General features: G+C 39.2%; 12 protein-coding genes and 2 pseudogenes. 4 read left to right on the forward strand and 10 right to left on the reverse strand.

The annotated features are described in order from the left end of the window. The first annotated feature begins 159 nt into the window (after positions 1-159). Entirely contained in the window at positions 160-1203 is a 1044-nt protein-coding gene (locus PAT01_RS03375; protein ID WP_154944746.1) for a metal-dependent hydrolase, read from the forward strand. Positions 1204-1390: 187 nt separating this feature from the next. Here PAT01_RS03375 and PAT01_RS03380 read toward each other — a convergent pair whose 3' ends face one another. Beyond that, entirely contained in the window at positions 1391-1657 is a 267-nt protein-coding gene (locus PAT01_RS03380; protein WP_024031803.1) for a hypothetical protein, read from the reverse strand. 224 nt (positions 1658-1881) lie between these two features. Between PAT01_RS03380 and PAT01_RS03385 the strand changes: the two genes are divergently transcribed. Beyond that, complete coding sequence (locus PAT01_RS03385; RefSeq protein WP_004586488.1) at positions 1882-2145, forward strand: type B 50S ribosomal protein L31; 264 nt, start codon at positions 1882-1884, stop codon at positions 2143-2145. After that, positions 2145-2279, forward strand: a pseudogene (gene ykgO / locus PAT01_RS03390) (type B 50S ribosomal protein L36). Before PAT01_RS03385 ends, ykgO begins: the two are co-directional and overlap by 1 nt. Before the next feature lie 51 nt (positions 2280-2330). On the opposite strand, the gene PAT01_RS03395 reads toward ykgO, so the two are convergent. Continuing rightward, positions 2331-2717 (reverse strand): OsmC family protein, encoded by a 387-nt coding sequence (locus PAT01_RS03395; RefSeq protein ID WP_004586490.1) that lies wholly within the window; start codon positions 2715-2717, stop codon positions 2331-2333. Positions 2718-2916: 199 nt separating this feature from the next. Next, positions 2917-3306 carry a cytochrome b562 gene (locus PAT01_RS03400; RefSeq protein WP_024031804.1) on the reverse strand — a complete coding sequence of 130 codons (390 nt, stop codon included), beginning with the start codon at positions 3304-3306 and terminating at the stop codon, positions 2917-2919. Positions 3307-3921: 615 nt separating this feature from the next. Between PAT01_RS03400 and PAT01_RS03405 the strand changes: the two genes are divergently transcribed. Next, on the forward strand, positions 3922-6768 hold the full coding sequence (locus PAT01_RS03405) for a TonB-dependent receptor domain-containing protein (RefSeq protein WP_154944748.1): 2847 nt from the start codon (positions 3922-3924) through the stop codon (positions 6766-6768). 105 nt (positions 6769-6873) lie between these two features. Here the strand turns inward: PAT01_RS03405 and PAT01_RS03410 are convergent, their stop codons facing one another. From PAT01_RS03410 to PAT01_RS03440, 7 genes and pseudogenes are all read right to left on the reverse strand, one after another. Beyond that, positions 6874-8652 (reverse strand): sugar phosphorylase, encoded by a 1779-nt coding sequence (locus PAT01_RS03410; protein WP_004586493.1) that lies wholly within the window; start codon positions 8650-8652, stop codon positions 6874-6876. 24 nt (positions 8653-8676) lie between these two features. Continuing rightward, a complete protein-coding gene (locus tag PAT01_RS03415; protein WP_029771978.1) occupies positions 8677-9900 on the reverse strand; it encodes a glycosyltransferase family protein in 1224 nt (407 codons plus the stop codon). Then, positions 9893-11638 carry an HAD-IIB family hydrolase gene (locus tag PAT01_RS03420; protein ID WP_138577316.1) on the reverse strand — a complete coding sequence of 582 codons (1746 nt, stop codon included), beginning with the start codon at positions 11636-11638 and terminating at the stop codon, positions 9893-9895. Before PAT01_RS03420 ends, PAT01_RS03415 begins: the two co-directional genes overlap by 8 nt. A 136-nt stretch (positions 11639-11774) precedes the next feature. Further along, positions 11775-13013, reverse strand: coding sequence for a uracil-xanthine permease family protein (locus PAT01_RS03425; protein WP_054981874.1), 1239 nt, complete (start codon positions 13011-13013; stop codon positions 11775-11777). Positions 13014-13022: 9 nt separating this feature from the next. After that, entirely contained in the window at positions 13023-13655 is a 633-nt protein-coding gene (gene upp, locus PAT01_RS03430) for a uracil phosphoribosyltransferase (RefSeq protein WP_004586497.1), read from the reverse strand. 144 nt (positions 13656-13799) lie between these two features. Further along, positions 13800-14759: a phosphotransferase gene (locus tag PAT01_RS03435; protein WP_154944750.1), complete on the reverse strand. Its 960-nt coding sequence runs from the start codon at positions 14757-14759 to the stop codon at positions 13800-13802. Between the two features lie 451 nt (positions 14760-15210). Continuing rightward, positions 15211-15497 (reverse strand): annotated as a pseudogene (locus PAT01_RS03440) (transposase); the annotation flags it as partial.

Below are 15497 nucleotides of genomic sequence, written 5' to 3' on the forward strand. Positions count from 1 at the left end.
TTGTTCTCAGCAATTGCTTCTGCATCCATGCAGTCGTAAATGAAAATTTTTTAACGCAGGTAGCGACACGTTTAGCCCCGCAATATGATTAAGTATTATTGTGGATTGGTTTTGAGCCCAAGGGCAGCATAACTAACACCCTAAATAAAAAGGAATAAAATGGACTCGTTAACGCAGGTAGTTTTAGGTAGCGCAGTAGGTTACGCCGCATTAGGTAATAAAATTGGCCGAAAAGCCGCTTTATGGGGTGCTGCTTTAGGTACTTTACCCGACTTAGATGTTTTTATTCCTTATGGCGGGCCAGTGGAGGCATTTACTTATCATCGCGGTTTTAGCCATTCGTTTATTGTGCACTTATTAATTAGCCCCCTTATTGTTTGGCTTATTTTAAAAATACACTCCGGCATGCAAATACATAAAGCGCGCTGGTTTTGGCTGGTATTTTTATGTTTATCGACCCATGCATTACTTGATAGCTTTACAGTATATGGTACGCAATTAATATGGCCGCTTAGCGAGCACCCTTTTGCTATTTCAAATATATTTATAATTGATCCCCTGTACACCCTGCCGTTATTGTTGGCCTTTCTGTGCACTTTAATACCTAAAATACATACACCGCGCATTTATAAAATTAACGCCGCTATGCTTGTGCTCAGTAGCCTTTATTTATGTAGCTCTCTTATTTTAAAAGTAATAATTAACAATAAAATAGACGCCGCGTTTGCACATAAACACATACACATTAATAACTATGTAAGCACCCCCGCCCCACTTACGACCTTGCTATGGCGAGTTGTAGCGATGTCTGATGGGCAATATTACATAAGTTATGCCTCGGTATTTGACTCCCCTGAAGAGGTTACAATAAACCGCTATAACACAAGCCCCGCTTTGCTAAACGATATTAAAAATGAATGGGGCATAAAACGTTTGCAGTGGTTTACTAAAGGTTTTTATAGCGTGAAAGAGCAGCAAAATAAAATTGTTTTATCCGACTTACGTATGGGCATGGAGTGTTATTACGTATTTAATTTTGCAGTTGGAGAAAAAACTAACAAAGGAGTGCAGGTAAGCAACTTTGAAAAACTAAATCAGCGCTCAAATTTAAGTAGCCTAAGTAAAGTGTGGGGTAGAATTTGGAACCCTGATGTCAGTTTAGCCCCGTCCTATGCAGACAAAAACTGTATGAAAATGCCTTAACACTCTGATTATAATTGCATTCATTAATCTGAGCTGGCGTTAAAATATTTAAGTTTGCTTTCGCTAGCTAAAATTTTAAGTGAAACAAAACAAATTAGCAGCTTGAAATAGATTTATTATCCAAAGCTCAGGTTGGTGGTTAATTAATAAGGCGCAGCTAAGTGAGCGTTTCACCTGCGCCTAAGTATTAATTTTGGTGCTCGTATTGGCCTCGGTATACCTCAAACACTTTTAAAACAGTGTGCTGTTCTTTATTTAGATTATCAAACCAATCGTCAAATAGTTCGTCGTTATCTTGCTCACTTAACGCCATATATTGTGCTAATAGCTCAATAATATCGTTGTGTGTACAGTCTATTGGATTAATTTGCTCAGATAAGACTGTGTGATCGCGCTCTCTAAGGGTTTCCATCACCCCTTGGTCTATTTGTTCTTGTTGTGCTGCGTCGCTCATAGCTTACCTCTAAACCGTAAAAATTTTCTTGTTAACACTTTTTATATAGTTATAACAGCCTAAAAACTAATAGCCAGTATTTTTGGTTTAAGTGGTTATTTTTTGAATTGTTTGCGCAATTAGCCAGCAAAAATACCAGTAAATGAGAGTAAAAATCATTTGCACAAATGCCGTAAACGCGATAACCTATAGTTATATTATCACATAACAACTTGAGGCGTATTATGAAACCTAATATCCATCCAGATTACAACGTGGTTGCTTTTCACGATACAGCTGCCGATAGCTACTTCATTATTGGCTCAACCATTAAAACAGACCGCACTATTGAGCTTGAAGGGAAAACGTATCCGTATGTGCCTATTGATGTGTCTAGCGACTCGCACCCATTTTACACTGGTAAGCAAAAAACGGTGGCTAGTGACGGCCGTGTCGCGCAGTTTAACCGTCGCTTTAAAAACTTATCTACTGCCAAAAAAGGTGAGTAATGAAAGTATTAAGCTCGCTTAAAAGCGCTAAGCAATGACCAGGATGTCAAATAGTGAAGCGAAAAGGACGTGTTTTTGTAATATGTAAAGACAATCCACGTTTTAAAGCAGTACAAGGAATGAAGAAAAAATAACACTAATTCCGTGAAGTATACGGGTAAACGAACCATGTTTACCCGTATTTTTTATTTAACAACTACAGAAAACTCAGGTTGGGCCTGAATCACTTTTTTAACAGTACACGTATTAACCGCAGCAATAAGTGCTTTTTTATATTTTTGAGGAAAGCCATCTGGTAAATTAATTTCGATAGAAAATAATTTTTTACCTTCTTCATCTACGTTTTCATTATTTTGCGTAAGCGTCATCCCTTGTGTAGAGATATCGCGTTGCTCACAAAATTTACGTGCATAAAACCCAGCACATAGCACCATGCTTACTAAAAAGTAGTCAAACGGTTCTGGGTGCTCGGCACCGCCACCAGCATTAATACTTTGATCGCTTATTACTTCAAGGTCGCCAAATTTTGCACTTTGTTTTTGACCCTCTAACAATGACACTGAAATTTCCATTACTATTCCTTAATTAATCTGCACCCTAAATAAGAGCTTTACTAAATATTGAAAAATGAGCATTCAAACTACTTAATCTGCAGCTATACATTTTATTAAAACATCACAAATCTGCGCATCAATAATGCGCTACTGCGAAAAAGTTAGCATATGTAGCGCTGAAATAACTGCTCGACATTAATTTACAAAAAAGCTGAGGTTAATTACCAAACAATAAGTCAAAAAAACCCGGAGGCTCGTGCAACTCATGATACTTCTTGCGTAAATCATCTATATTTTTAAGGGCTGGCTTTGCTGCATCAAGCCCGCGCTCATTCGCTAATTTTTTTGCCAACTTTGCTTGCGCAATAACTTTATCTAGCCCTTGTAGCGACATTTGTGCTTCTTTATGAAAGGTCGCTTTTTTACTGGTTTCAACCAAAGTAATAAACTTATCTATGGCGGTATTAAAGCCACCTATACCTACTGCTTGCACCGCATTTTTATAAGCAAGGCCTGTATTTTTCATATTAACTTCGAGATCAACTTCTTGCTCTGAAATGGCCGCAGTACTAAATACAAAAGTAAAAATTAAAACTAAAAACTTCATGGTAAAACCTATTTATAAAAAACAGTATAAGTGTATCAAGTTTACGTAATAAAGTAACTCAAGGTGCATAGGATGCTAGATAACTGTAAAGGGGCTTTACAAAAATTGTGATACTGCAAGTTTTATAGTGAAAAATTTTCAAATTTAATTTTTATTCTTACTATTTCTCAAAAGTTGACTCATTTAACAAGTTAAATTAAATACATAAACCTTACAAATTCGCCTATAATTAGAGCACCCCATTTAAAGGTTAAAATACACTCAATGGTTATATTTAAGCCATTATCAAATCAATGGCGCTCAAAATAAACTCTTTAATATTACCAATACAATTCCAATGTAAATTAATTGACAGCAATTAATAAACAAACCGTAAACACCCATAAAACTTATACTCCTAACATCACCTCGCTTTGTTGTTAATTTAACAACAACTCACCTGTAACTTATTTCATGTTAGTGATTTAGGCTTATTTTAGTTGCTTTTAATAAAATAATACGCATGCAATAATCGCCGGCCCTATAACAAAAGTTATAGGGCTTAGGCTAAATGCACTGTGTATTTAGCTAAAAGATAATGTATTTAATTATTATAAAATCTCCTTTGGGAAACACATGAAACGTCATAATTTACTTTCTACTAGCATTAAATGTGCATTGATTACTGCTGCTGCAACAGCGAGTAATTCTGTACTTGCACAAGATGAGCAAGCGACAAAAATTGAACGCGTTGAAGTAACGGGTTCGCGTATTTTACGTGAAGGCGCTATTGCACCGGCACCAGTAACAGTTATAAGCGGCGAGCAGCTAATTAATACTGGCGCTGTAAACATTGGTGAAGCACTAAACAACTTACCAGCACTTGGCAATACATATTCAATGGCTAACTCAGACCGCTTTATTGGTACTGCTGGTTTAAACATTCTTGATTTACGTAACATGGGTACCGACCGTACCTTAGTACTTGTAAACGGTAAGCGCCACGTATCTAGCTCAGCGAGCTCTCAAGCTGTTGATACAAATACTATTCCGAGCGTCTGGGTTGAGCGAGTAGAAATTATTACTGGTGGTGCATCAGCTGTATACGGTGCTGATGCGGTTACAGGTGTTGTCAACTTTATATTAAAAGACAACATTGAAGGTATGGATTTTAGCGTTACCCGTGGTTTTGCCGATTTAAACAGCTACAACAACGAAAAAGCAACGTTCTCGTACGGCTCTAATTTTGATAACGACCGTGGTAATGCCGCTTTTGCTATTGAGTACTCAGGCCAAGATTCATTAAATGCACTTGACCACCCTTGGACTAGCACATCTTTTAGCAGCTTACCTAACCAAGCCCAAACGGATGAGAACAAAAATAGTGCTGACTTTCCTGATAAAATTTTAACACCTAATGCGGGTTATTTCGCCATCAATGATGCAGGTGTTTATGCACTTGAAGATCCAAGTAAATTTATTAATAGCTTTAACCCGGATAGCAGTGCTCGTGACTTATACATAGGCAATAACGCAGATCCATATTCATGTGCAGAATGTGACTTTTTTAACCTAGGCCAATTTGAAGAAATACAACCTGAGTTTGAGCGTTACAACGTAAACTTTAAAGTTAACTACGATGTTACCGACGATTTAAACGTCTACTTTGATGCAAAATACGTAAATAGCCAAGGCGAAAGCATAGGTCAACCTGCGTTTTTCTTTTTTGACAGCGACAACAGCATTAAAATTGATAACCCTTACCTAGACCCAGATATCAAAGCGCGTATGCAAGAGGAAGGCGTTGATTCAATCATGGTTAACCGCATGATGAGTGACCTTGGCCGCCGCGTTGAAAATAATACACGTGAAACAACGCGTTTTGTTACAGGCTTAAAAGGGACTGTGTTTGAAGACTGGGAATTAGATACATCAGTTGTGTATGGTCAAACTGACTTAGAGCGCGAAAATGGCGCTAATATGATTTTAGCCAACTACTTTAATGCCCTTGATGCCGTTGAAGATGCAGATGGCAACATCGTATGTCGCAGCGCTGCTGCACAAGCTGATGGCTGTGTACCGGTAAACATTATGGGTTTTGGCGCACCATCTCAGCAAGCGATTGATTACATAAATACGGTCTCTGTAGGTACGTCAACTATTAAGCAAACCGTGGTTTCTGGTTCACTTGCCAATGGCGCTATATTTGAATTACCAGCAGGTTATGTAGGTGTTGCGTTTGGTGCTGAATACCGTAAAGAAGAAAGCGAAACAAAAGAGCCTGATAACGCAGAAGGTACATTTTTTAACGCTTTAGGCGAAGATAAAGGCTCGTTTAATGTGCGTGAAGTATTTTTTGAAGCAACTATGCCTATTTTAACTGACTTACCGCTTATTCAAGATTTAGTATTTGATACCGCAGTACGTCATGCTGATTACAGCACAATTGGCGAAGCAACTAGCTGGAAACTAGGCCTTGATTGGACTGTTAACGATGAACTACGTGTGCGTGTAACGCAATCTGCAGCACTTCGTGCGCCTAACATAAGTGAAGTATTTGGTGCAGCAAGCCAAACTTTCTACAATGTAGAAGACCCGTGCCGCGCTGAAAACATAGCTAATTTATCAAATGCAGCAACACGCACCGCAAACTGTGCTGCATTAGGTGTTGCAAGTGACTTTAACTCAGGTTACGACTCAGCCTCTTTAGATGGCTTAACAAGCGGTAACCGTGATGTTAAAGGTGAAGAGTCTACAAGTACAACGGTAGGTATTGTTTATCAACCAGAGTTTTTAGAAAACGCTGTGCTTACTATAGATTACTGGGAAATTGATCTAGAAAATGCAATTGACACAATCGACGCGCAAGAAATACTTGACCGCTGTGTTGATAGCACAACAGGTATAGACAATCAGTACTGTAATTTAATTACACGTAATGCCAGTGGTGAAATTTCGCTGATTCAAAACTCAGTGCTTAACGTAGCTGGTCAAAAGGCGTCTGGTGTTGATTTTGAACTAGGCTATGACTTTGATGCGCTAGAAGGTAGCTTTAAAACACGTTTAATTGGTACTTACCTTATTGAACGCAAAGATTACCCGTTCCAGGATGATCCTAGTTCATATATTGAGTATGCAGGTACAACCGGCGAAGCGAAATGGCAGACTAACCTATCTGTAAGCTACGTAATGGATAACTTTTATTCAACGGTTGAAACACGCTTTATCAGCGAAGTTGATTTATACACAAATGTAGAGCTTGCGAGTAACTCGAACCCAAGTAACCAAATGTCTTACGGTAAATACTTTATTACCGATATGACAGTGGGTTACAACTTCGATAGCGGCTTAGGCGTTAAAGTAGGTGTTGATAACCTATTTAATCGTAAACTTCCGTACGGTACACGCGGGACCGGCGAAAACAGCGCAAGTTACGATAACATTGGCCGCTTTGGCTACATTAACTTAAGCTACAGCTTATAATTAGTAACAACGTTTATTAATTAAGTTAAAGGCTCGCACTGCGAGCCTTTTTATACCAATGCGCTTAATTAAGTGATCTATTTTGCAAATTGGTATTACTGCACTTCATTTAATATTACTTAACCATACACTTTGATATGGCTCTAGCTCTATAGTGAGTTGATCCTCGGTAATTGTTTCATTAGCCACTAAATCAAACCACTGCTGGGTGTTAATTAAGTTTAAATCTGCAAGGGTAAGTACTTGTGGTTTATCACTTATGTTATAAACGCAAAATATACTTTGGCGCCTGTCTATACTTTGCCGCCAAAAACCAAATAATCCCCCCGCTAAGTGCAGCGTAAATTGCGTGGCATTAGGATGAAATGCACTTTGTTTTTTTCGAATACCTAATAAATGCTTAATACCATTAAACACTTTGTGATGATGGCTATATTTATCACCTAAAGCCGATAATAGTTTTGACTCTTGCCAACGATGACGGTTAATAGCACGGTTATGCTGTGAGTTTTCAAAGCGTTCGTAATCGTTCGTTGTGCCAAGCAAGCTATGAATATAAAGCCCAGGGATCCCTTCAAGCGCAAACATAATGGCGTGTGCACACATAAATCGCTCAAGGCCAAACTTATCTTGCCCATTATGCGTGCCTTGTAATGCATCAAAAAGTGCAATATTTAGTTCATACGGTGTGTGCGTACCATCGTTACTGGTGCGCATTGATACACGCCCGCCAAACTGCATAGACGTACTCACCAATGACGCTACTTCGCTTGGTTGTAACAAGCCTTCTATTGGCCTAAGTCCAATGCCATCGTGCGAGGCAATAAAGTTAAAGTAAGTGGTGCCGTTTTGCGCAGGCGGCATACTCATCATCCAATGCTTAATGGCTGTGCTATCTCCACTGAGTAATGTATGCAGTAATAAGGGCGGTAAAGCAAAGTTATAAATACTGTGGGCTTCGTTGGCGTTACCAAAGTAAGAGAGGTTTTCTTGGTTTGGTATGTTTGTTTCGGTAATTATGACAACGCTTGGCTCAGTATGCTCTATAAGGGTGCGAATAAGCCTAACTGCTTCATGCGTTTGCGGTAAATTAATGCAATTTGTATTGAGCTGCTTCCATAAAAATGCAACCGCATCTAGCCTAAACAAACGTACGCCGTTATCTAAATAATGGCGAATAATGCTTATAAATTCTTTTAAAACTTCCGGGTTACCAAAATCAAAATCAACTTGGTCGTGGCTAAACGTACACCATACATGTTTTTCGCCGCTTGGTGTGGTTACCGTATTTAATAGTGGTGACGTACGCGGGCGTACTACATTAGATAAATCATCGGTTAAACTTGCCGTTTTAAAGTAATCTTTGCCGGGGTCCAAATCGTTTAAAAAGTTTTCAAACCATACACTTCGGCTAGAACAATGATTAATCACTAAATCTGCCATTAGCTTTACATCTTTGGCGATATTTTTTATATCTTGCCAATCTCCTAGCGATTCATTTACTTGCACGTAGTTCATTACCGCAAAGCCTTCATCAGAGCTATACGGGTAAAATGGCAATATATGCAAAGCATTAAGCTGCATATCGCACTGCTCTTTTATAAACCGGTGCAAGGTTTTAAGCGGTGCTTCTACCGGTTTTGCAACAGCTTGGTCTCCCTCATCGTGCTTAATAATAGAGTCGCCATAGGCTATTAATATAATATCTTGCTCGTCCCAACGGTTAGTATGGGGTGTAGGGTCGCGCAGCGGGCTGTCGCCTAAAATTATAGTTATAAGCTGCTCAGCCAGCTCTGTAATACTTAAGGGCAGTTCAACATCTTTATAAATAATATGTAGATGTTGCTCTACCCGCTGTAAAAATAATTCGCTTACTGTATTCACACGCGCCCCTTATTATTGTTTTATTTATTCACTAAATTCTTTATTATCAAGATCAACCGCTTCTCTTAAGCGCTCAAAAACATCTGGCATGGCCGATACAACACGGTTCCAACTTGGCACAAATGGCGCTTCCATTGGGTTATCTAAAAAGTGCTGACCTGCTTCCATAACATTTTTGGCAAACATTTCTACGGCCTTTTCCTCTTGGTGCACATCTAAGGTTAAACCATTCATCAGTGCATCGTTATGATACGTTTCTATAAAGTCTAAACCAATACGGTAGTAAGTTGCTTTTAAAGAACGAATTGTTTCGCTGGTAAAAGTAACCCCTTGAGTGGCTAATTTTCTAAATAGTGCCTTGGTTATGTCTATCGACATTTTAGATAAACCGGCGTTTTGGTCATCAAGAGAAAGTTCCTGATGCTTATGATCGTAGTTATCAGCAATATCCACTTGGCATAAGCGATTATGCGAATAATTACGGTACATTTCACTTAGTACGCCAATTTCAAGGCCCCAATCACTCGGAATACGAATATCGTTTAGCACATCACGTCTAAACGAAAACTCCCCTGCTAACGGGTATCTAAAGGTATCCATGTACTCAAGGTAGTCGGTATTGCCTAAAATAGTTTTGAACGAGCGTAATAACGGCGTTACTAATAAGCGCGATACTCGGCCATTAATTTTGCCGTTTGCAGTACGTGGGTAAAAGCCTTTACAGAATTCATAATTAAAACGAGGGTGTGCTACAGGGTAAATTAAGCGCGCTAACAAACCTCTGTCGTAAGTTAAAATATCGCAATCGTGCAGGGCTATCGACTCTACCTCTGAGGTGGCCAATTTATAACCCATGCAATACCACACGTTTCTGCCTTTACCAAGCTCACGCGGTGCAACGCCTAGCTCTTGTAATTCTTTATCAAGCGCTTGCAAACGAGGACCATCGTTCCAAAGCACTTTGTGGTTTTGGTTAAGCTCTTTAAAAAAGCCTAAAGCATGGCGGTATTGTGACTCGTCTGCCCTGTCTAAACCTATGGTAATTTGCGATAAATAAGGAACCTCTCTGAGTTCTTTTACAATGTTTTGCAGCGCTGGGCCTTCAAGCTCACTAAACAACGAAGGGAGTATTAACCCCATTGGCCGTTGCTTACTAAAACTAATTAGCTCTTCTTCAAGCGCTTCTACCGGTCTATCGGCGATGTTATGTAAGGTTGTGATGATGCCATTTTGATAAAAATCAGCCATGTGATTTTCGCTCCTCAATAGTATTTAAAATGCTGCTAATACAAGGCAATGTGGTTATTTCTTCAATCCAACCCAGTGGAGCGGGCGATTGGGAATAACGCGCCTTGTTATGTGTTAACTTAACCGGCTTTTTACTGCTTGGGTTATGTATGATAATGGCGATATCAGCTTGCTCTAGCATCTGCTTATCGTTGTCACTATCACCTAGTGCAATTACCGTGAGAGGCTTTCTAAAATGTTGTGAAATTTGTTTAACTAACCACTGCTGTGCAGCGCTTTTATCGGTGTTTTTAGCAATATGTATAAACCGCCCGCCTATTTTTATTTCGTAGCCGAGAGCTTTAACATCGTTTACAAACGCATTAAGTAATTCATCGCTTCCGTGCCAATAAAGTGGGTCTGAAAAATCGCGTGTTTGAGCGCGCCTTGCATGCGCTTCATCAAGCCCGGTGAGGGATGATATTTGCTCGCTCGACAAATCACTAAATAACTTATAATGCGATTTATATTCGCTGCTTAAGGAGCCTAAATCACTAAGTAAATTAGATAAGGGTGATGCAAATGCATAACACCAATACGCCCCTACTTGCGAGCAGCCAATGGGTTTAAGCTCAAAATAATCTACGGGTAAATAAGCAGCCGCGCCATTTTCAACAATAAAAGGCTGTTGAATATTAAGCTCGTTTTTAAGTTCAACCACTTCGCAAAATGTTTTACTCGTATTAAACACCACAGGAATGTGGGCTGCTTGTAAGTCTTGCAGCAAGCTACTGATATTTTTAGTGTTGTAATCGGCGTGATCGAGTAACGTGCCATCTAAGTCGGTAAATATAATAGGTTGCAGCGTATCGTCGCTGGTTAAGTGCATAGCACTAATATCGCGATTACTATCAAGCTCTATAAGGGCGTTAGCTTTAGCACTTAGGGTGTTTAAGTTTTCGCGAGTAATACGCTCAAAATGAGAAATAAAGTGCACCAGTTGCTCATCACTCATGGTGCCATCGCCCTCGCCCTTAGCGGCAATAAGCTTTTGCTCTTGCTCTTGTCGCCACTTAAATACATCTTCAAAGCTCGGCGCTTTGAGCATCACCGTGTAATCTATTTTACTAAACACACTTTTGTATTCATTTGCTAGGCAACTGTTTACACAACGACGCCACACGCCTTCTTTATCGTGCTGTGTTTCTAACTCGTTTATAGGCTCACTTAAAGAAAATAACGGTTGTGGCTCACTACCTACGCACCAGCCTTCTAAAATAATAATATCAATGGGTTTATTGTTACATTGCCATGTTTGCTCGGGGCTGCAATCGTCGTGATGCTTGTCAAATTTAGGCAAAGGCACGCCAACCTCCTTTGCAAGTAACCGGCTTATGGTGGTATTCATTAACCCTACATCGTGGGTGCCAGGCACACCACGGGTGGCAAATAATGGGTGTACGTCTTTGGCAAGTCCTTGGCGGTGTGCTTTAGATAAGTAAAAATCATCAATAGAAAGCGCGACACTGGTAAACGGCGTGTTGTTACTAAACCAAGTAACTAAAAAATCTGCGAGGGTGGTTTTTCCTGAACCTTGGCATCCATTTATGGCGACAAAAATAGGGGTGTTATTTTTTTTTGATTCTAGAATATCGTGTGCAAGCGGGATAAAAAATTGCTCACTAAGGTACTGATACTTTAAAGGCAATTGGTGCTTTGCTAAAAATGGGGTTATATCCACAATACTGGCCTCTGACATAGTAACTCCTTATATTATGAAGTAACAAATGCAGGTACTAGACCACTATTATTTTTATTTAATTATTAGTAACTTACAAAAATAGCGCAATTAGTATGCGCTATTTTGGTGCGTAAATTTTACATACAGTGCAAAATTAATCAGTTTCTGGTTCGGCTTTTGGCAATACTAAGTTAAGCACAATACCTAAAATGGCGCACAAGCTAACGCCTTCTAAGCTAAATTGGCTACCCCCAATGTGCATACCGCCAATACCGCATACTAATATAAGTGCCACAATACTTAAATTACGGGGTGCAGTTAAGTCATCACCAGATTTAACCAACGTATTTAAGCCCACTACCGCAATTGAGCCAAATAACAAAATCATTATGCCGCCCATCACAGGTACAGGAATTGTTTGTAAACCAGCGCCCATTTTTGCCACAAAGGCCAGTACCACAGCAATTATAGCAGTCCACATCATTACTTTAGGGTTAAAGTTTTTGGTCAGCATCACTGCGCCAGTTACTTCAGAGTAAGTAGTGTTTGGCGGACCACCAAATAAAGAGGCAGCGGCAGTGGCTAAGCCATCACCAAATAAGGTGCGATGTAAGCCTGGTTTTTTTAAAAAGTCTTTATTGGTTACTTGGCTAATAGCCATCATATCGCCAATATGCTCAATAGCAGGTGCAATGGCAACAGGCACCATAAAGAGAATGGCTTGCCACTTAAATTCGGGCCATGTGAAGTTTGGTACAGCCAACCAGCTCGCTTCATTTACGCTACCAAATTCAACCACACCCATTACCAGTGATAAAACATAACCCGATATAACACCCGCTAATATAGGGATCAGCTTATATACACCTTTGCCCCACACTGCAAAAATAAGTGTTACAACAAGAGAAAACAGCGAAATAATAATGGCTTTATCGTAAGCAATAAGTTCAATACTGCCGTCGCCACTTTTACCCATTGCCATATTTACCGCAACCGGTGCAAGGGCTAAACCAATCACCATAATAACGGGGCCGACGACCACAGGCGGCAAAATTTTATGAAGAGTTGCCACCCCTTTAAATTTAACCAATAGCGCTAACAGCATATAAGCACAGCCCGCTGCCATTAAACCACCCATGGTGGCTGGTACGCCCCACATTTGTACTGAGGCAATAATAGGCGCAATAAACGCAAATGATGACGCTAAAAATATAGGCACCTTGCCTTTCGTCACTACCTGAAATAATAAAGTACCTATACCCGCTGTAAACAAAGCGACACTTGGGTCAAGCCCCGTTAATAAAGGCACTAACACTAACGCACCAAATGCTACAAACAACATTTGGGCGCCGGTTAAAATGGTTTTTATAGAAAATGTAGAATTATTTTGCACTGTTAAACCTTAGTAAACCGTACCGAAAATTTTGTCACCTGCATCGCCAAGCCCTGGGATAATGTAACCCTTTTCATTTAAATGGCTATCAACTGAGGCAGTAAAAATTTCAATATCAGGGTGAGCGGCTAATGTTTTTTCAACGCCCTCAGGTGCAGCAACCAGTACAATTACTTTAATGTCTTTACAGCCTGCTTTTTTAAGCATATCGATAGTAGCAATCATTGAGCCGCCAGTTGCAAGCATTGGGTCTATAACTAAGCTTAAGCGCTCATCAATATTGCCTACTAACTTTTCAAAGTAAGGTACTGGCTCAAGCGTTTCTTCGTTACGCTCAAGGCCCACTACACTTACCTTAGCCGCTGGGAGTAATGACATTACGCCATCCATCATGCCAAGGCCTGCGCGTAAAATAGGCACAACAGTAATTTTTTTGCCTTTAATGTGCTCTACTTTTAATTTGTTGCCGTCCCAGCCAGTAATTTCGTTATCTTCTAACTGTAGGTTTTTAGTTGCTTCGTAGGTTAATAAAGTACCTACCTCAGAGCATAATTCACGAAAGCTTTTAGTACTTATACCGTGAGCGCGCATTAAGCCTAATTTGTGTTGAACTAGAGGGTGTGAAATTACGTGAATTGACATGATAAAAACCTACTGATACAAGAATTGGCGGTATTTTATATTAAAAAAGGTCATTTGACCTGCAATTTTAAATAAGTTTTCATAGATCGTGCCAAAATGCATTGATTTGCTTGATATTTATGCAAGCGACACACTGCTTTATGTTTATAAGTTGTTATCTGATAACGTTAAATTTACTTGCGCCAACATGTAGCTATTTATTTTAAAATGAGTTGGGCTCCAACCCGCTAAAAAACGATAAAAATCGGCCCAAGCTAATGGCCATAATGCATGCCACTTTGCAATTACGTCATCGGCATTTATTTGCGGTTGAAACACTAAAAGCGCATTTTTTAATTGGCTAAAATAGTAATGTAAATACTCATCGGCGCAGGTATGTAATTGCTCGTCGCTTAAGCAGCTGGTCATAAAATACATTACATCGCAAATCCCTACCCCAGCCCCAACATACTGAAAGTCATAAGCGAGTATTTCACTTTGCTCATTTGCAGCAAAATTGGCAAGTTTAGCATCGCCATGTATCAAGGTTTTGTAGGGTGATGCTTGCAGTGTTTTATCAATTTTATGAGCCGCATTTTTAATATCGGACTTTTTGTCAGCGCTTTGTTTTAACTTATTAAACTCATCTGGCCGTGTGCTCAAATGCCAATAGTTCCCTTGTTGCCATAAGCCCTTTGCTGGCTTATTTAAATTAAAGGCATGAAAAAATGCTAACCAGTTTAGTATTGCCTTTATATGCTGTGAGCTTGCTTGAGCAAAACCATATTGAGTAAAGTTTTTAAATACTAACGCATAATCGTCACCATCATTAATTGCATTAATACAGGTAATACTTTTAGCGCTTGTCGGTAAGTACGCGCTGTATAACCTATAAAAATTATATTCAACTTTATAAGACTGCTGCTTTCTCTTTAATGCAAATTCGCTTTGTTTAATTTTTGGATGGTTTATGTAGCTTGGTATTTTAATCGCTTTGATAACACATGGCTCGGCATCAAGCGTGCACTCGACAATACTGCCACACCCGCTCCAAAGCGATGTTAGCGTATTACCAATTTCAATGTGTTTAAAATGAGGCTGTAAAAGAGGAAGATAAAATGCCATTGCTATATTAAGTCATTAAGTTTTTTATAGTTTAACATTAGAAGGTATTTTTAATAAAACGATAGCATTCATAAGCCCCTTACTTAGTCTGACACCCACCTAATTTCTACAAAGTGAATTACAAAAAGTTAAAGTTAACTAATGAATTTATGTTTTTTAACTGTCCAAAAATATTTTGAGTTTTAAAATAGAGGTATTACTAGTTAAAGCATAAATGCCAGCCACAAAAATCCCTACATTATGTAGTGGGAGTGCTCAATAGCACAATTTTTAGCGTGACACCCACCTTAATTTCTAAATTACAAAAGGTTAAAGTTAACTAATGAATTTATGTTTTTAACTGTCCAAAAAAATTTGAGTTTTAAAATAGAAGTATTGCTAAATAAAGCTCAAATGGCTGCCACAAAAAAACCTACATTATGTAGTTGGAGTGCTCAAAAGTGATTAGGCTCTAAGCGAATAACTTTGCGCAGTTACTGATATTCGCTCGCCGCTTTCGGTTTAAGTTTTCGCAATACCCGTCTTGTGAGGCTGGCCTGCCCACTGCACCATGAAATACGCGTGTAAATTGTGTGGTGAGTTTTAACCAGTTTTCTGATGATATATTAAGCCTTTCTAGCAAAGGAAGGGTCATATTATCTATATGCCCGTGCTTACCCTCTCGCATTACTCGCCCTGTTAGCTCAACAAGTTCAAGGTACGATTTAAGCTCAAACGGCAGCCCTTTAGACATAATTT

This window comes from Pseudoalteromonas atlantica (assembly GCA_007988745.1).
In the GTDB taxonomy this organism is placed as follows: Bacteria; Pseudomonadota; Gammaproteobacteria; order Enterobacterales; family Alteromonadaceae; genus Pseudoalteromonas; species Pseudoalteromonas atlantica.